Origin of the sequence: Rhizobium sp. L43 (assembly GCF_002531725.1) — a bacterium.
Taxonomy (GTDB): domain Bacteria; phylum Pseudomonadota; class Alphaproteobacteria; order Rhizobiales; family Rhizobiaceae; genus Rhizobium.
Map to the genome: position 1 here is coordinate 1 of NZ_NWSQ01000023.1, position 18406 is coordinate 18406.

General features: G+C 62.4%; 15 protein-coding genes and 1 pseudogene. All 16 read left to right on the forward strand.

Annotated features, from left to right (window positions below; all coding sequences use genetic code 11):
• The first annotated feature begins 417 nt into the window (after nucleotides 1-417).
• The 16 genes and pseudogenes from CO667_RS25850 to CO667_RS25925 all read left to right on the forward strand — a co-directional run bounded on the left by CO667_RS25850 (nucleotide 418) and on the right by CO667_RS25925 (nucleotide 18347).
• Complete coding sequence (locus tag CO667_RS25850) at nucleotides 418-756, forward strand: hypothetical protein (RefSeq protein WP_097621139.1); 339 nt, start codon at nucleotides 418-420, stop codon at nucleotides 754-756.
• Nucleotides 757-895: 139 nt separating this feature from the next.
• Complete coding sequence (locus tag CO667_RS25855; RefSeq protein WP_097621140.1) at nucleotides 896-1102, forward strand: hypothetical protein; 207 nt, start codon at nucleotides 896-898, stop codon at nucleotides 1100-1102.
• Between the two features lie 156 nt (nucleotides 1103-1258).
• On the forward strand, nucleotides 1259-2065 hold the full coding sequence (locus tag CO667_RS25860; RefSeq protein ID WP_097621141.1) for a pseudouridine synthase: 807 nt from the start codon (nucleotides 1259-1261) through the stop codon (nucleotides 2063-2065).
• Nucleotides 2066-2079: 14 nt separating this feature from the next.
• Nucleotides 2080-2766 carry a phosphoribosyltransferase gene (locus tag CO667_RS25865; protein WP_097621142.1) on the forward strand — a complete coding sequence of 229 codons (687 nt, stop codon included), beginning with the start codon at nucleotides 2080-2082 and terminating at the stop codon, nucleotides 2764-2766.
• Nucleotides 2767-2920: 154 nt separating this feature from the next.
• Nucleotides 2921-3865 carry a phosphoribosylaminoimidazolesuccinocarboxamide synthase gene (locus tag CO667_RS25870; RefSeq protein ID WP_097621143.1) on the forward strand — a complete coding sequence of 315 codons (945 nt, stop codon included), beginning with the start codon at nucleotides 2921-2923 and terminating at the stop codon, nucleotides 3863-3865.
• Between the two features lie 103 nt (nucleotides 3866-3968).
• A complete protein-coding gene (locus CO667_RS25875; RefSeq protein WP_097621144.1) occupies nucleotides 3969-4571 on the forward strand; it encodes a TetR family transcriptional regulator in 603 nt (200 codons plus the stop codon).
• A gap of 168 nt (nucleotides 4572-4739) precedes the next feature.
• Complete coding sequence (locus CO667_RS25880) at nucleotides 4740-5951, forward strand: efflux RND transporter periplasmic adaptor subunit (RefSeq protein ID WP_097621145.1); 1212 nt, start codon at nucleotides 4740-4742, stop codon at nucleotides 5949-5951.
• A gap of 47 nt (nucleotides 5952-5998) precedes the next feature.
• Nucleotides 5999-9109 (forward strand): efflux RND transporter permease subunit, encoded by a 3111-nt coding sequence (locus CO667_RS25885; protein WP_097621146.1) that lies wholly within the window; start codon nucleotides 5999-6001, stop codon nucleotides 9107-9109.
• Between the two features lie 150 nt (nucleotides 9110-9259).
• Nucleotides 9260-10702, forward strand: coding sequence for an efflux transporter outer membrane subunit (locus CO667_RS25890; RefSeq protein WP_097621147.1), 1443 nt, complete (start codon nucleotides 9260-9262; stop codon nucleotides 10700-10702).
• Between the two features lie 179 nt (nucleotides 10703-10881).
• Nucleotides 10882-11926 (forward strand): annotated as a pseudogene (locus tag CO667_RS25895) (LacI family DNA-binding transcriptional regulator).
• A 1-nt stretch (nucleotide 11927) separates the two neighbouring features.
• On the forward strand, nucleotides 11928-12950 hold the full coding sequence (locus tag CO667_RS25900; RefSeq protein ID WP_097621148.1) for an ABC transporter substrate-binding protein: 1023 nt from the start codon (nucleotides 11928-11930) through the stop codon (nucleotides 12948-12950).
• Nucleotides 12951-13016: 66 nt separating this feature from the next.
• The gene (locus CO667_RS25905) at nucleotides 13017-13844 is read left to right on the forward strand and encodes an ABC transporter permease (RefSeq protein ID WP_097621149.1); all 828 of its coding nucleotides are present in this window, start codon (nucleotides 13017-13019) and stop codon (nucleotides 13842-13844) included.
• Nucleotides 13841-14620, forward strand: a complete 780-nt coding sequence (locus CO667_RS25910) for an ABC transporter permease (protein WP_097621150.1) — start codon at nucleotides 13841-13843, stop codon at nucleotides 14618-14620. The genes CO667_RS25905 and CO667_RS25910 overlap by 4 nt, the downstream gene beginning before the upstream one ends.
• Entirely contained in the window at nucleotides 14613-15638 is a 1026-nt protein-coding gene (locus CO667_RS25915; RefSeq protein ID WP_097621151.1) for an ABC transporter ATP-binding protein, read from the forward strand. Before CO667_RS25910 ends, CO667_RS25915 begins: the two co-directional genes overlap by 8 nt.
• Nucleotides 15639-15642: 4 nt before the next feature.
• Complete coding sequence (locus tag CO667_RS25920) at nucleotides 15643-16563, forward strand: nucleoside hydrolase (RefSeq protein ID WP_097621152.1); 921 nt, start codon at nucleotides 15643-15645, stop codon at nucleotides 16561-16563.
• Nucleotides 16560-18347 (forward strand): adenine deaminase C-terminal domain-containing protein, encoded by a 1788-nt coding sequence (locus CO667_RS25925; protein WP_097621153.1) that lies wholly within the window; start codon nucleotides 16560-16562, stop codon nucleotides 18345-18347. The genes CO667_RS25920 and CO667_RS25925 overlap by 4 nt, the downstream gene beginning before the upstream one ends.
• The last annotated feature ends 59 nt before the right edge of the window (nucleotides 18348-18406 follow it).

Sequence of the window (18406 nt, forward strand, 5' to 3'; positions counted from 1 at the left end):
TTGAGTTTCTCTAGAACGAAAGACTTCGTCGCCAGCAGCGCCGCCGCCCTCGTTCAGTGAGTGGGCTTATAGAACTATCCCCTTTTCCAAGTCAACACACCAAACAAAAGTTTTTTGACAATTTTGTAACAGGTTGATTCGGCAGGTTTTTTTGCCGGTCGCTATTATCCACAGGGCACCTTTTCCGCGCGGATTCCGGAAAATTCCTTTATCACTTGGTCAAAAATCCATCGGAAAGCCGCTTCCTGCTGCGGAAAGATAACGAGAAAACAGCGGCTTGAGCGGATTTATGGTTAATAGAAGATTAAACTGCCTCTAGCCGCCAGCTTCAAATTTCCGTCACATATCCGCGGCTGACATTTCGGAACCAATCTCGGTCTTGGGTGTTGTCTTTCCCATTGAAGGAAGGAGACCGACATGGCTGCCAACACCGATGATATCAGAGCATCTGTCAGCAAAGACATCGCCGCACTTCAACAGGAAGTCTCACGGCTGCAGAAGATGATTTCCGCTCAAGGGGCCGAGGCCTATTACGAAGTGCGCGGTCGCGCCGGCAAGGCTTATGACGAAGCCCTGCCCCGGGCAAAGAACGCCGTCGCCCAGATTAGGGCCGAAGGCGTCGCTGCCGCCGACGCCGCCCGAGAGCACCCGGCCGCAACGACGACTGCGCTGGTACTGGCAGGCGCCATTGGATTCCTCGCCGGATATCTGCTTTCCGGCAGTCACCAGCCGCAACCTCGCCAATGGTGGCGCTGAGCCCGCCGGATTCACGCATAAACCAATTTTTACGCACCCGCCGATCCGTTTTTCGGCCGGGTGCGTAAACGCTTATGTCTTACAAAAACCAATTTTTAATGCGAGCTGTGGGAACATAAAAAACGAAGGGAGGACTACGATGGAAAACAAGAGGGCCAACTGCATCATCGAAGTCAGCGTCGACGGCGCCAACGGCCGCCATGCGGTCGGCATCATGAATATGCGCCAGGCACTCGACTTGCCGGAAATGCCAAGCCTTTCTTATACGCATCCGGATCCGGTCAAGGCCGCCGCCGGTATCGTCATCAGCCGCAAGGAGCTGGCCGGATTCATGGTCTGCCGCTGAGGCAGCCGACCCCATCAAGTCCTGGCGGCCCTTTATCCGGAAGCGCTGAGTGTCTTTTGCGGCGCCTGATATTCCTCTCGTTTTTTATTCGTCTTGCTGGCATCCTTCCGCCGTTCATGCCAAGAGACGGCATCAAAAGCAGGACAAGGACGGCAGATGAGGGAGCGGCGCCCACCGCACAAGACGCGCGAGCGGACAAAGCTTGCCGATGACGCTGCCGGCAAGCGGGTTACCCTCCCCCGCGCCCTTTCCAAGCTCGGTTATTGCTCCCGCACGCAGGCCGAACGCCTGATTGCCGAAAACCGCGTCGCTGTCGACGGCCGGGCCGTCACGGATATTTCCGCATGGGTCGATCTTGCAACGGCAAGGATCAGCGTCGACGGCCTGGTTATCGCTGCCGAGGCGAAAATCTACCTGATGCTCAACAAGCCGCGCGGACTGGTCACCACCCGCCATGATCCCGAAGGCAGGCCGACGGTCTATGATTGCCTCAGGGATTTCGACATCCCGCATCTCTCCCCCGTCGGCCGGCTCGACAAGGCGAGCGAGGGCCTGCTGCTTTTCACCAACGACACCGAATTTGCCCAGATCCTGCTCGATCCGATCACGCATGTGACGAAGACCTATCATGTTCAGATCGACCGCATCATGGATGACGAGGCGATGGCCGCAATGACATCGGGCATTCGCCACGACGGCGAGTTGCTGACGGCAACCGCCGCGCGGCGCCTGCGCCAGGGCGACAGGAACTCATGGATCGAGGTCGAACTCGACGAGGGCCGCAACCGCCAGATCCGCCGCATGCTAGAAACGCTCGGGACGGAATGCCTGCGCCTTGTGCGCGTCGCAATCGGCGAGCTCGAACTCGGCGAACTACCGAAGGGCGCCGTGCGCGCGCTGACTGCGGCGGAATTGCAGTCGCTGCGGCGGAAAACCGGCATCGAAAAGGCAAGACGCAGTTGACTGATGTGACTGGCATGGCGCCGCACGATTTCTGGCAGGAGTTTGATCCGCCGGACACCTTTGCCGGCGATGGCGAGTTTGCCGCCTTCTATGTCGCCGCACTGGAAGATGGCCGCCAGCTTCGCCTGCCGATCCGCGTGTTGGCGGACGGCAATCACGCCCTCGCCTCGCTGATCGTCAACCAGGCAAGCTTCGCCGTGCTCGATACGCTCGCCGAAAGCCTCGCCGAAAAGATCAGGCCTAGGGGCATCGATGTCTTCGCCGGCCTGCCGACGCTCGGCCTGACGCTTGCCGCCGCCGTGGCGCAGAAGCTCGGTCATAACAGGTACGTTCCGCTCGGCACCTCACGTAAATTTTGGTACCGCGACGAGCTCTCCGTTGCCCTGTCTTCGATCACCACGCCGACGCAACAAAAGCGCCTCTATATCGATCCGCGCATGCTGCCGCTGCTGAGCGGACGGCGCGTCGCCTTGATCGACGATGTCATTTCCAGCGGCGCCTCGATCGTCGCGGCTCTTGATCTGCTGACGGCCTGCGGTATCGAACCGGTCGTCATCGGCGCCGCCATGCTGCAATCGGAGCGCTGGCGCGAAAGCCTGACGGCCGCCGGCCCGCAATGGACCGCGCGCACCGTCGGCGTCTTCGCAACGCCCCTTCTGGAGCGGAACGCCGCAGGCCGCTGGCAGGCCCCAGCGGCCTGATCGATGAACACCAAGTTACGGCCTCGCTTTGTTTCTCCTGGCTCTGTTCTGGCTGTGATGCGATACTCTGTGATGCGATACTTGGGGCCACCTTGACTTCCCGGCAATGAAACGACAGGAAGCCTTCACCCAATCACAAGGACAGTCGAGCGCCGTGCGAATCCTCTCCGAAGCCCATTTCCCGGAACTGCCGAATTATTATCGCGGCAAGGTGCGCGAGAATTATGACCTTCCGGACGGACGCCGGATTATCATCAGCACCGACCGGCTGAGCGCTTTCGACCGCATCCTCAGCTGCATTCCCTATAAGGGCCAGGTGCTGACGCAGACGGCGCGCTACTGGTTCGAGGCGACTAGGGATATCTGCCCCAACCACGTTCTCAATTATCCGGATGCGAATGTCGTCATCGGCAAGCGGCTCGACATCCTGCCGGTCGAAATCGTCGTGCGCGGTTATCTCGCCGGCACCACCGGGACCTCGATCCTGACGCTTTACAAGAAGGGTGAGCGCGAGATGTATGGCATGCGCCTGCCCGACGGCATGCGCGACAACCAGATCCTGCCCGCACCCGTCATCACCCCGACCAGCAAGGAATTCGACGGCGGCCATGACGAACCGCTGACGCCGGACGAAATCATCACGCGCGGCCTTCTGACCAAAGAGCAATGGGAGACGTTGTCGCGATACGCGCTCGCCCTCTTTGCCCGCGGCCAGGAGATGGCGGCCAAACGCGGCCTGATCCTTGTCGACACAAAATATGAATTCGGCACCGATGGCGATGGCAATATCATCCTCGCCGACGAGATCCACACGCCCGACAGCAGCCGCTACTGGCTTGCCGAAAGCTATCCGGCAAGCTTCGCCGCCGGAAAACGCCCTGATAGTTTCGACAAGGATTTCGTCCGTGCCTGGGTGGCCGAGCGCTGCGATCCCTATAAGGACGAGATTCCCGAAATCCCCGTCGAACTGATTGAGCAGACCTCGGCCGTCTATATCAAGGCTTACGAGGCGATTACCGGTGAGCGTTTTGTCCCCGACGATAGCGACGAGACGGCGCTTGCCCGTGTGCGAAACAACCTCGCCCCCTATTTCCCCTGAAAAGACGAGGGGCATAGCCGACAGGCCAAGCATCGGCTTGCGGTTTTTCTCCCAATAGCGCTAGCATTAAAAAGGGTACCGGGCCCGGCCCGGCGGGGGACGGATGATAAAAAGGCCGAGACGCAAGGCCGAGGAAACGCGGGAGGACATTCTCTCCATGGCGGAGATGCTGTTTCGCGAGCGTGGCTATCTCGCGGTGTCGATCGCCGATATATCAGGCGCCCTGCACATGTCGCCCGCCAATGTCTTCAAGCATTTCCATTCCAAGGTCGCGCTGATCGACGCGATCGCCGGACGCCATCTAGACAATGCCACCGAGCGTTTCGCCGCCTTCGAGCAGGACCTGCCGCCCAAGGAGCAACTGCTCCGTTTCGTCCTGCGCCTCCTGGAAGGCCATCTGCAGGACATCCAGAAGAACCCTTACATCTTCGAAATGGTGCTTTCGACGATCGAGGCCAAACTCGACGCCGGCAACCGTTATCGGGCCCGGATAGAACAGAAGCTCGGCGAGATCATCCGCGAGGGCATAGCGGAGGGACGCTATCAGTGCCGCGATCCCGAGAGTGCGGCACGCACCGTCGCAGACGTGCTGGCCTGCGTATTGCACCCGATCCTCATTGCCCGCGACGACAAGGAAACTCTCGTCCACCGTGCCGAGGACATCGTCGGCTTCGTCGATGCCGCATTGCAAAATAACGCTTGCTAAGTGACGATTGCTGACTTACGTCACTTCGTAAAGCCTTTGTTAAATTCGGATAATGGCATTTGAAGCCAAACCAATCCTGACGCTTATAGCAGCCTGCGCTCGGTCAAGCTGAGCCCGTGGCCGAGCCCGTGGATTGAACGGCCATTGCCACCGCACAGGGAATTCAGAATGATACGGCGCGCCCTCCTCCTCTCCTCGGCCCTGGCGTTCGGCACCCTGCTCGCCGGCTGCAGCGACGATGCCGGCAAGCCCGCCGGCAATGCAGGCGCAGGTGCCGCACAGCAGGCCGCCGCCGTCGGCGCGGTCACGATGATGAAGGGCACGTTCCCGATCACGACGATCCTTCCCGGCCGCGCCGAGACATTCCAGACGGCCGATATCCGCCCGCAGGTGAGCGGCCTCATCCGCGAGATCGCCTTTAAGGAAGGCGGAGAGATCAAGAAGGGCGACCTTCTCTACCAGATCGAAGATGCCCCCTATATCGCCGCCGTCGAGCAGGCCAAGGCGGCAATCTCCAAGGCGCAAGCCAGCGTGCCGAGCGCCGAAAGCAATCTCGACCGCTACCAGCGCCTCGTCGGCAGCGGCGCCACCCAGATCGAATTCGAAACAGCCAAGACGACGCTGCTCCAGGCCAAGGCCGAAGTCGAGTCGACGAAGGCAGCACTTTCCGCCGCGCAGATCGATCTCGACCACACCAGGATCGTCGCCCCCTTCGACGGCGTCATCGACCAGACGGCCTATAATGTCGGCAACGTCATCTCGGCCAATCAGACGACGGCGCTGACGACGATCCGCCAGCTCGATCCGATCTATATCTCGCTGACGGAATCGAGCACCAACCTTTTGAAGCTGCGCGATGCGATGGCCGCCGGCGACATCAAGGGCGCAGACAACGTCGCTTTCCACCTGATCCTCGAAGACGGCAAGGAATATAACCAGCAGGGCAAGCTCGACATGTCGAAGCAGGTGGTCAGCGAGACCACAGGCACTTTCATCATCCGCGTGCTCTTTCCCAATCCCGATCGCATCGTCCTGCCCGGCATGTATGTCCGGGCAACCGTCGTGCTCGGCGCCGAGGCCGGTTATGCGCTGCCGCAGCTGGCGACGAGCCGTGATGCCAATGGCCGGCTGACGGCACAGTTCATTTCCGCCGACGGCAAGGTCGAAACCCGCGCCTTCGAGAACAGCTCACCCTCCAACAATTCCTGGCTCGTGACCGAAGGCATCAAGGACGGCGATCAGCTAATCGTCAGCGGCCTGCAGTCGATCACCGCAGGCATGCCGGTGAAACCCGTCCCGATGAAGATCAACGACAACGGCGTGGTCGTGCCTGCCGAGCAGCCCGCGGCCGGTGATACGCAGAAGCCCGCAGCGAAATAATCGCAGCCGGCCCCATCGTCACCGTCTCAGCCGCACAGGAACAACCGATGGCCAAGTTTTTCATCCGACGTCCGATTTTCGCCTGGGTCATTGCGATCACCATCATGCTCGCCGGCCTGCTGGCGATCTTCACGCTGTCGATCTCGCAATATCCCGACATCGCCCCGACGACGGTCCGCATCAACGCCACCTACCGGGGCGCGAGCGCCGAGACTGTCGAGAAATCGGTGACGACGATCATCGAGGACGGCATGACCGGCCTCGATGATCTGACCTACATGACCTCGACCTCGTCGACCGGCTCGGCCAGCATTTCACTGACCTTCGGAACGAGCGTCGACCCCGACATCGCCCAGGTGCAGGTGCAGAACAAGCTGCAGCTGGTTCAGTCGCAGCTCCCGGGCGACGTCATCGATGCCGGCATCAGCGTCACCCGCTCGACGTCGAGCATTCTTCTCGTCGGCTCGCTCGTTTCGACCGACGGCAAGCGCAACTCGGTCGACCTCGGCAACATCATGTCGACCTCGATCGAGGATCAGATCCAGCGCCTGGAAGGTGTGGGCAGCATCAACGTCTTCGGTTCGGGTTACGCCATGCGCGTCTGGCTCGATCCGTTCAAGCTCTTGAAATACCAATTGACGCCGAGCGACGTCACGTCGGCCATCCAGGCGCAGAACACCCAGGTCTCCGTCGGTTCGCTCGGCGCCCAGCCGGCCATTCCCGGCCAGCAGATCAACGTCACCATCACCGCCCAAAGCCAGCTGACCACCGTCGCCGATTTCGAGCACATCATCTTGAAGGTTGAAAAGGACGGCGCGACGGTGCGCTTGAGCGACGTCTCGCGCATCGAGATCGGCCAGGAAAGCTACGGCGGCGGTTCGCGGTATAACGGCCAGCCGTCGACCGGTTTTGCCGTCAATCTCGCGATCGGCGCCAACGCCATCGATACCGCAGCCCGCGTCCGCTCCGCCCTCGCGGTCATCGGCCGCACCCTGCCGGCGGGCGTCGAGATCACCTATCCCTACGACACGACGCCTTTCGTGGAATTGTCGATCGAAAAGGTCGTGCATACGCTGATCGAAGCGATCGTGCTCGTCTTTGTCGTGCTGCTCGTCTTCCTGCAGAACCTGCGAGCAACGCTGATCCCGACGATTGCCGTTCCCGTGGTGCTGCTCGGCACCTTCGGGGTGCTGGCTGTCACCGGCTACTCGATCAATACCTTGACGATGTTTGCCATGGTGCTGGCGATCGGCCTTCTCGTCGACGACGCCATCGTCGTCGTCGAAAACGTCGAACGCATCATGTCCGAAGAGAAGCTTTCGCCGCTCGAGGCGACGGAAAAATCGATGGGCGAGATCACCGGCGCCATTGTCGGCATCGCACTCGTCTTGACCGCCGTCTTTATCCCGATGGCCTTCTTCGGTGGTTCGACCGGGATCATCTATCGTCAGTTCTCGATCACCATCGTCTCCGCCATGCTGCTGTCTGCGCTCGTCGCCCTTGTCCTGACGCCCGCACTTTGCGCCACGATGCTGAAGCCGGTCGGCGAACACAGGAAGCATCGCGTCGGCGACTGGTTCAATCGCAATTTCACGCGCTCGACCAACGGTTATGTCAGCGCCATCGGTTATCTCTTGAAGCGGCCGATCCGCGTCATGCTGGTTTTCCTGTTGGTCGGCGCCGGCTGCGCCTATCTCTTCACCCGCTTGCCGAGCTCCTTCCTGCCGCAGGAAGATCAGGGCGTGCTGCTGACCATCGTCACCACGCCGCCGGGCTCGACCACGCAGCAGACCCAGGCGGTCGTCGAGAAAGTCGAAAAATACTATCGCGAGAATGAGAAGGATGCCGTCGAATCGGTGTTCGGCGCGCTAGGCTTCGGCTTCAACGGCTCCGGCCAGAACAGCGCCATCGTCTTCACCAAGCTCAAGGATTTCTCGAAACGCACCGATCCGCAGCTGAGCGCCCAGTCGGTGGTCAACCGCGCGCTGCGCAGCTTCTTTGCCATCCGCGAGGCGCAGGTCTTCGCGCTCCTGCCCCCGGCGATCCAGGGTCTCGGCGTATCGAGCGGCTTCTCCATGTATCTCGTCGATACCGGCGGCCACGGCAACGACGCCCTGACGGCCGCCTCCAAGCGACTGATCCAGATGGGCAATACGTCGGGCAAGATCGTGGCGCTGCGCAGCAGCAACAAGGAAGTTGAGCCGCAGATGCGCATCGTGCTCGATCAGGAGAAGATCGGCGCCATGGGCGTCGACATCGCCTCGGTCAATTCGATGCTGTCGATCATCTTCACCGGCCGCGACGTCAACGACTTCACGCTGAACGGCGAGATCAAGCCGGTCTATGTCCAGGGCGATGCACCCTTCCGCATGCAGCCGGATGATCTCGACCATTGGTATGCCCGCAACACTGCCGGTGAAATGGTGCCCTTCTCCGCCTTTACCAAGACGGAGTGGGTGAAAGGCGCGCCATCGCTTGCCCGCTTCAACGCAGTCAGCGCCATTCCGCTCGACGGCGCTTCCGCACCCGGCGTCTCCTCCGGCGATGCGATGAACGAAATGGAAGCGCTGACCGAACAGCTCGGCGGCGGTTATACGGTCGCCTGGCAGGGTATCTCCTACCAGGAGCGCCTTTCCGGTTCGCAGGCGCCGATGCTCTATGCGATCTCGGTTCTCGTGGTCTTCCTCTGCCTGGCGGCACTTTACGAAAGCTGGTCGATTCCCTTCTCGGTGATCATGGCGGTGCCCGTCGGCATCCTCGGCGCGCTGATCGCGGCCACGCTCTTCAGCCAGGCGAACGACGTCTATTTCAAGGTCGGACTGCTGACGACCATCGGGCTGGCGGCGAAGAACGCGATCCTGATCGTCGAATTCGCCAAGGACCGCATGGAAAGCGGCATGGGGCTCTACGAAGCGACGCTGGAGGCGGCAAGATTGCGCCTGCGGCCGATCATCATGACGTCGCTCGCCTTTATCCTCGGCGTCGTGCCGCTGGCGATCGCCACAGGTGCGGGCTCCGCGGCACAGAACGCCATCGGTATCGGTGTTCTCGGCGGCATGCTGGCGGCGACGATGCTCGGAATTTTCTTCGTACCGTCCTTTTTCGTCGTCATTCGACGCATCTTTGCCACACGGGGCAAAAATGCGGCAGGAGTGTGATAAAAATGCACTGTGATAATGCTGTTCCGATTGCTACATTGCGCCCGACTGCTTCGGTGTGTGTATTTTTGGTAGGACGAGGCGCGGTTGCGTTAGTGAAGCATGAAGCTTCGGACAAGAATTGACTTGCTCGAGTACAGGAAGAAATGAATGGTATCTCTTCGTTTTGCCACCCCGGCATTATTGTTGTTGTTGTCGGGCTGCGTTGTTGGCCCGGATCATGTTCCTCCTGAAATGCCGCTGCCCGCCAAATTCGGAGAAGGCGGAACGAAGAGCGATGGTGATGTTGCGACCGCCGCATGGTGGACCGCCTTCAACGATTCGAGGCTGAACGGCTACGTCAACGCCGGCCTCGAGCAGAACCTGTCCGTTCAGCAGGCGATCGAACGCATCAATGCGGCCTCCGCCAACGTCACCACCGCCGGTGCCGGCGCCCTGCCGAACCTGACCGTCGGCGGCTCGCACACGGTCAGCGGCCAGAGAGGCGAGCTGCGCACGCAGTTCGACACGCGCAACACCAGCGCCGGCGACGTCCAGCTGAGCTGGCTGCTCGATCTCTTCGGCCTCTACAAGCGCAGCACCGAGAGCGCGCTTGCCTCGCTCGATTCCGCTTACGCATCGGCTGACGTTGCCAAGCTGACCCTCGTGCAGGACCTCGTCTCGAGCTATATCGACGTTCGTTACTATCAGCAGCGCCTGGCGCTTTCGAATGCCAACCTGAAGTCTCGCCGGGAAACCTACGAACTCACCAAGTTCCAGCTCGAAGCCGGCGCCGCCTCGCGGCTCGACGTCGTCCAGGCCGAAGGCCTGGTACAGTCGACGCTTGCCGAAATTCCCGGCCTCGAGACCAACATCCGCATATCGGCCCATCATATCGCGACGCTGCTCGGCCTGCCGGCCTCGGCCTTGGTCGATGAACTGCTGAGGGGCTCTGGTCAGCCGGTATTCCGCGGCGGCATCACCTCCGGTATCCCGGCGGATCTGATCCGCAACCGTCCCGACATTCGTGTGGCGGAACGTGATCTCGCTGCAGCAACCGCTAACATCGGTGTCGCCCAGGCGCAGCTCTATCCGAGCATCTCGCTCAGCGGCTCGATCTCGCCGTCCTACATCAACCAGCGTGGTGTCCATGGCGGCCTGACGCCTTGGTCGTTTGGCCCGACCCTCAACCTGCCGATCTTCGACGGCGGCCGCCTGCGCGCCAATGTCAAGTCCGCGCAGTCCGATGCCGCCACGGCCTACCTCAACTGGAAGTCGACGGTGCTGACCGCGGTCGAACAGGTCGAGAACGCGCTTTCGGCCGTCCGGCGCGACGCCCGCACGGTCGCCGCACTTCAGGCCCAGGTCAAGACCACCCAGGAAACACTCGAACTTTCCACCGCATCCTACAAGGACGGCGCCTCTTCGCTGCTCGACGTTCTCGACGCGCAGCGCCAGGTCTCACTGGCCCAGGCAAGCCTTGCCCAGTCCGTCCAGCAGATGGCCAAGGACTACGTCTCGCTGAACATCGCCGTCGGCGGCGGCTATGCGCCCGGCGGCAAAACCACCGCACCGGTGAAGCCCGTGCCGACAGCGAAGCCGGCCAAGAGCTGATCGGCAGTCGGTCTTTTGGAAAATTGGAAAATCGAAACCCCGCGATCGTCTCGCGGGGTTTTTTGATGCCTGCCGAATTCGCTTCGCGGATAATTGCGCATAAGATGAATTTGGATTCGACAAGCGAAAAAAGCTGAGGTAAAGCTCTGATTAAACGATTAATCAGAGCGCCGTCGATCATGGCTCAATCGCGCCCGGGACCAAACCTCAGCAGGATAGCGACGTCGCTCGGCGTCTCTGTCGCCACCGTCTCCAATGCGCTTTCCGGCAAGGGCCGGGTTTCCGGCCAGTTGATCGAAAGAATCCGTGAGCACGCAGCCGAACTCGGCTATGTCCCGAGCCAGGCCGGCCGGGCGCTCAGGACCGGACGCAGCGGCGTCCTCGGCCTGGTGCTGCCCGATATCGCCAATCCGCTGTTCCCGAAGATTGCTCAGGCGATCGAATTCGCGGCCTCCGCCGCCGGTTACGGCGTACTGATCGCCGATTCCCGCGGCGATGCCGCCGCCCAGACCGAGGCGATCAACCGGCTCGTCGAGCGCAGCGTCGACGGCATGGTCGTCATTCCCCGCCGCGCCACCCGTATTTCTGCCGCCGCCTGTCCGGTCGCCGTCATCGACACCGCCTCGACGCCAGGCAACACCGTAGCGGCCGACCATTGGCAAGGCGGCCGCGAAATCGCCGACCATCTCGCCGGCCTTGGCCATCGCCACATCCTCATCATCGGCAACAATCAGGAATCCAACGTTCAGAACGACCGTGCCGGCGGTATCCGCTCCGGCATGCGCCCGGGCATGCATGCGGAAACGCTGTGGATCGACAAGCTGGAGCGGGACGGCGGCATCGGCTGCCCGCTCGGCCTCGCTGAGAAGGTAAGACAGGGTTTCACCGCCTTTGCAGCCCTGTCCGACCTCCAGGCCCTGCGCGCGCTGACGGAACTGCAGCAGGCCGGCATCAACATTCCCGCCGATGTCAGCGTCACCGGCTTCGACGATCTCATCTGGTCACCCGTCGTTACGCCGTCGCTGACGACGGTCCGCATGGACATGGATAGGATCGCCGAGATTGCCGTGTCGGCGCTGGCGGATGCCATAAGAACAAGCGTCACCCGGGAGGGCATGCTCGTTACCGCGGAGATCGACCGTATCGCCATGCAGCTGATCGTCCGCCAATCATCCGGGCCTTGCAGGCCCGGCACCAAAAACCTCAGAGATGGAGAACATGTAGGATGAAGAATGCTGTCATTGCCGCGGTGGCGCTCTCCGCACTGTCACCGCTTGCCGTATCGGCGGCAGAACGGACACTGACCATTTCCGTCTATGCCTTTGCCCAGGACGATTTCAAGACGCTGGTCTACGATCCGTTCGAAGCCAAATGCGGCTGCAAGCTCGTGGTCGAGACCGGCAACAGCGTCGAACGCCTGGCCAAGATGGAGGCCAACAAGGCCAATCCCGTCGTCGATCTTGCCGCCGTTTCGATGGCCGATGCGCTGGCCGCCTCCCGCGCCGGGCTGATCGACAAGGTGGATACCGCGAAACTTTCCAATTTCGCCAAGCTGTACGACATCGCCAAGGATCCGAACCGCGATGGCATGAGCGTCGGTTATACCTTCTACGCCACCTCCATCGCCTATCGCTCCGACAAGATGAAGATCGACTCCTGGGCCGACCTCTTGAAGCCGGACTATGTCGGCCACGTCGCCTTTCCGAACGTGACCACCAATCAGGGGCCGCCGGCGCTCTACATGCTGGGCCAGGCGCTCGGCAGGGACACACCCGATCTGAAGGGACCGATCGAGGCGCTGGGCGAGAAGAAGGACGAAATCGTTACCTTCTACGAAAAATCCTCGCAGCTCGTGCAGCTGATGCAACAGGAGGAGATCTGGGCAGCGCCGATCGGCCGTTTCTCTTGGGCAGGTTTCACCAAGCTCGACCTCCCCATTGCGTGGGCAACGCCGAAGGAGGGCCAGACCGGTGGCATGAACGTGCTGGTGCTGACCAAAGGCTCCAAGAACCAGGATCTCGCCTTGCAGTTCATGGATTTCTGGCTTTCGACCGACACCCAGACCAAACTCGCCGAGAAGCTAATCGACAGCCCCGCAAACAGTGAGGTCAAGCTATCCGAGGCAGCGGCCGGCAATCTCACCTATGGCGAGGCGACGGCGAAGAGCCTCAAGCTGATCCCCTCCGCCGTCGCCCTCGACAATCGCGCCGGCTGGCTGAAGGCATGGAACGAGAAGGTCGGCCAGTAAGGTCCCTGTGAAAACCGGTCCCGGCGCTGCCCGGGACCGTTCTCCCGTCCGCTTGAAAGGCGCCTCATGTTCCAGAACCGCGCGGAAGCCCTGGCACTTGCCCTGCCGGCAGCCATCTTTGCGACCTTGGTCTTTCTGCTCCCGGTCACGATCCTGCTGTCGGAGGGCTTCCGCGCCGGCGGCGCCTGGAGCCTGTCGGCCTATGCCAATTTCTTTTCCGAAACGCTGAACCGCACTGTTTTCCTGCGCACCTTCCGGCTCGGCCTCGAAGTCACCGCCGTCTCCGCGGTCATCGGTTATGCCGCAGCCTTTGCCATCGTCAATCTGCCGGCGAAGGGCAAGGGCCGGATGATCGGCCTCGTCACCTTGCCGCTGATGATCTCGCCGGTCGCCCGCACCTATGCCTGGATCGTCATTCTCGGCCGCACCGGCATCGTCAACCAAGCGATCACGGGCCTCGGCCTCAGCGCCGAGCCGCTGCGGCTGCTGTTCACCGAGACCGCCGTCTTCATCGGCCTCCTGCAGCTCTTCCTGCCGCTGATGATCCTCTCCTTGATCAGCGCGCTGGAAAACATGCCGAAGGATGCCATTCCGGCGGCTCGCGTGCTTGGCGCCAACTGGTTCCAGGTCTTCTGGAAAGTCATCCTGCCGCTGACCAGGGAAGGCCTCGTCGTCGGCGGCACGCTTGTCTTCACCGGCTCGCTGACCGCCTATATCACCCCCGCCGTGCTCGGCGGCTCCAAGGTGCTGATGCTGGAGACGCTGATGTACCAGCAGGTTTCCGTCGCCAATGATTTCATCTCGGCAAGCGTCATCGCTCTCATCCTGATCATCATGAGCTTTGCCGCCAACATCCTGCTGAAACGCCTTGCGACGGCGAGGAACCGCAAATGACCCTCCGCCTGTTTTCGCCTATCGTGCTTTTCCTGCTGCTGGTCTTCCTGATCGGCCCGTTCCTGATCATCATCGCCGCGTCGCTCTCGGCCGGAGAGACGCTGGCGTTTCCGCCACAGGGCCTGTCGCTGCGCTGGATGATGAAGGTGTTCACCATCGAGAGTTTTCGCAACAGCTTCGCCATGTCGATGTTCCTCGCCGTCTTCGGAACGCTCGCAGCCCTCGTCCTCGGCATCCCGGCCGCCTACGCCCTGTCGCGCTACCGGCTGCCCTCGGCTGAAACCGTCCGCACCATCGTCTCGCTGCCGATCATCGTGCCCGGCATCATCGTCGGCCTGGCGCTGCTGCGTTATCTCGTCGTTCCCTTCGGCTTCAACATCACGCTCGCGCTTTTCTTCGCGCATACCGCCCTTGTGCTGCCCTATGCCGTGCGCGTCGTCTCCGCAAGTCTCGACAATCTGCGCTCTGATATCGAGGAGGCCGCCGTCCTGCTCGGCTCCTCCAGGCTCGGCGCCTTCTTCCGCGTGGTGATGCCGAATATCCGCGGCGGCATCCTTGCCGCCTTCATCCTCGGTTTCGTCACCAGCTTTAACCAGTTGCCAGTCTCGCTCTTCCTTTCCGGTCCCGGCGTCCGCACACTGCCGATCGATATGCTGGGTTACATGGAAACCACCTACGACCCCTCCATCGCGGCGCTCTCCGCCCTTCTCGCCTTTCTCTCGATCGGCATCGTCTTCCTCGCCGAACGCTTCCTGGGATTCTCGCGCTATGTCTGATGCCTATCTTCAACTCGACAAGCTGACGCTTGCCTATGGCGATACGGTCGCGGTCGGCAATCTCGATCTTACGATCGGTAAGGGTGAGCTCGTGGCGCTTCTCGGTCCCTCCGGCTGCGGCAAGACGACGACGATGCGCGCCATCGCCGGGCTGCTGACGCCCGCCTCCGGCCGCATCAGCCTCGACGGCGCCGATATCACCCGCGTCTCTGCCAACAAACGCGCCGTCGGCCTCGTCTTTCAGTCCTACGCCCTCTTCCCGCATCTGACGGTCTATGAGAACGTCGCCTTTGGCCTGCGCCTCAAGCGCATTTCAGGTGCGGATCTTAACGCCCGCGTCGGTTCCGGCCTCAAATCCGTCGGCCTTTCGGCCTTCGCCGGCCGCAAGCCCGCCGAGCTCTCCGGCGGCCAGCAGCAGCGCGTGGCGCTTGCCCGCTCGATGGTGATGGAGCCGAAGGTGCTGCTGCTCGACGAGCCGCTCTCCAATCTCGATGCCCGGCTTCGCCTCGAAATGCGCGCCGAATTGCAGCGTGTGCAGAAGGAGACCGGCGTCACCATGATCTTCGTTACCCACGATCAGACCGAAGCCCTGGCGCTCGCCGACCGCATCGTCGTCATGCTGAACGGCGGCATCGAGCAGATCGGCACGCCGGAAGAGATCTACAACAATCCCGCCTCTGCCTTCGTCGCCGATTTTGTCGGCTTCGAGAATGTCTTCGCGCTGAAGGACGGAAAGCTTGCGACGCCGAACGGGCCGGTCGCCCTTTTCGGCGCAGTGCCGGAAGCATCGGCGGGCTTGGCCTGGCGGCCCCGCGCGGTGAACCTCGGTTCCGGCCCCTTCCAGGGCGCCGTACGCGGCACCTCTTTCGCCGGCAGCACCCGCGAATATCTCCTCGATACGCCGCTTGGGCCTATCAAGGCCGAGATCGACGCAAGCCAGCCGCCGCACGAGATCGGCAGCGCGCTCGCCTTCGACCTGCCGGTTGCCAGCGCAGCAAACCTCAAACGGTTCGGGTAAAATCATGGGCGTCTGGATCGATACCGACATGGGCTTCGACGACATATCAGCCATTCTGGTGGTGGCACAGTCGGAATATGAGATCGACGGCCTATCACTGGTCTTCGGCAATGCGCCACTGCCGCAGGTGAGAAGGAATGCCGCCGGCGCCGCGAGTGCGTTCAGCTGGAAATTCCCGATCCACACCGGCCGCGCCATGCCGGTTCTCGGCAAGCTCGAAACCGCTCAGGCGATCCTCGGCGCAACCGGCATTCCGACCATCGGCAAGAGCCTGCCGGAGGCACTCGCCCTCGCCGAAACCGATGCCTTCACGGCGCTTTGCCGCTGGCTGGAGCGTGACGGCCAGCACCGCATCCTGGCGCTCGGGCCCCTCACCAATATCGCCGCCGTGGCGCTTGCCCGTCCCGATCTCGCCGCCCGTATCAGCGAACTCGTCTGGATGGGCGGCGGCGTCACATCGGGCAACCACACGGCCTCTGCCGAGTTCAACGCGCTGGCCGATCCCGAGGCATTGGCAATCATCATCGCCCATGGCCTGCCGCTGCGCATGGTCGATCTCGACCTCTGCCGCAAGGTGCTGGCGCGGCCCGAGGATGCCGAGCCGGTGCGCAACGCCGGCGGCGCCAATGCCGAGCTGATCGCCGATATGTTCTCAGGCTATATAAGCATCGCCACCAGCCGCGGCCGCCCCGCCATGGCGATCTATGACCCCTGCGCCGCCGTCGCCTTCGTCGCTCCCGATATCGTCAGCTTCCGCCCCGCCCGCATCGACGTCGAGCTGCAGGGCGCCCTCACCCGTGGCCGCACCGTCGTCGAGACCCGCGCCGCGCCTGCGAGTTTCAATGCACAATTCGCCGCCGACATCGATGCCGATAGAGCGCGCGTGATCATTCTCGCCGCCCTGGTCAACGAGGCTCGCAAATGACCGTCACCCCTCGCCAGGAACCCGCCGATCTCAACGATCCCGCCTTGCGCGCTCGCGCCGTTGCCGCCGCGCGCGGCGATGCCCCCTTCGACGTGCTGATTACCGGCGGCCGGCTGCTCGACGCGGTGACGGGCCTGATCCGCGAGGCCGATATCGGCCTCGTCGGCGCGCTGATCGCGAGTGTCCATGCCCCGGCAAGCCGCACGGATGCGGCCGAGATCATCCATGCGGCGGGCGGCATCCTGACCCCCGGCCTGATCGACACCCACATGCATGTCGAAAGTTCGATGGTGACACCGGCCGAATATGCAAGCGCGGTACTGCCGCGCGGCGTCACGTCAATCGTCTGGGATCCGCATGAATTCGGCAACGTCCATGGCCTCGACGGCGTGCGCTGGGCAATCGAGGCGGCGCGTTCGCTGCCGCTGCGCATGATCCTGCTCGCCCCGTCCTGCGTACCATCGGCACCCGGCCTGGAACTGGCCGGCGCCGATTTCGATGCTGCCATCGTTGCCGAGATGCTGCGCTCCTCCGCCGTCGGCGGCGTTGCCGAAGTCATGAACATGCGCGGCATCATCGACGGCGATCCGCGCATGACTGATATCGTCAATGCCGGACTTGCCTCCGGCAAGCTCGTCTGCGGCCATGCCCGCGGCCTCGAGGGCGCCGATCTCAACGCCTTCATGGCATCAGGCGTCACCTCCGACCACGAACTCACGTCAGGCGCCGACCTCGCCGCTAAGCTTGCCGCCGGCCTGACGATCGAGCTGCGCGGCTCCCACGACCATCTGCTGCAGGAATTCGTCGAGGTGCTGAACGGTCTCGGTCACCTGCCCCCGACCGTGACACTCTGCACCGACGACGTCTTTCCCGATGAGCTCTATCAAAGCGGCGGCCTCGACGACGTTATCCGCCGTCTGGTGCACTACGGGATGAAACCGGAATGGGCGCTGCGGGCCGCGACCTTCAACGCCGCGGCGCGGCTGAAACGCTCCGATCTCGGCCTCGTCGCCGCCGGCCGCCGCGCCGACATCGTGCTCTTCGAGGATCTCGAGGAATTCCGGGCACGGCTGGTCATATCAGGCGGCCGCATCGTCGCCCGCAACGGCGGCATGCAGGTCGACATCAGGCAGCTCGATACGGCACCGCTTGAAAATTCGGTAAAGCTCCCGCAATTCGGCGAAAATGATTTCCGCATTCCGTCGAGAGGCACACGCGTCCGCGTCGCCACCATCGATTGCCCGCGCTTCACGCAATGGGGCAAGGCCGAGACAGAGGTCAGGGACGGCTTCGTCATGCCGCCGGCCGGCAGCGCCATGATCGCGGTCGTCCATCGCCACGGCAAGGCCGAAGGCACCCCGCGCATCGGCTTCCTCACCGGCTGGGGCGAATGGCGCGGCGCCTTCTGCACCACCGTCTCGCATGACAGCCACAACCTCACTGTCTTCGGCGGCAATGCACGCGACATGGCGCTCGCCGCCAATGCCGTCATATCAGCCGGCGGCGGCATGGCGATCGCCAGAGACGGCGCGATCGAGGCGCTGCTGCCGCTGCCGCTCTCCGGCCTGGTGACCGATGCATCGCTTGAGGACACCGCCCTTGCCTTCGCCAACATCCGCAAGACCATGGAAAAGATCGTCGACTGGAAACCGCCCTACCGGGTCTTCAAGGCCTGCTTCGGCGCAACACTCGCCTGCAATGCCGGCCCGCACCAGACGGATCGGGGGATTGCCGATGTGGTGACGGGGAGAGTGATGGAAAGTCCGGTGCTGGAGGCTTGGTAAGTCGGGACGCACGGACTTCGTGCCGGACGTGCCGGCAGGGGGATGAGAAGGGCTACAAA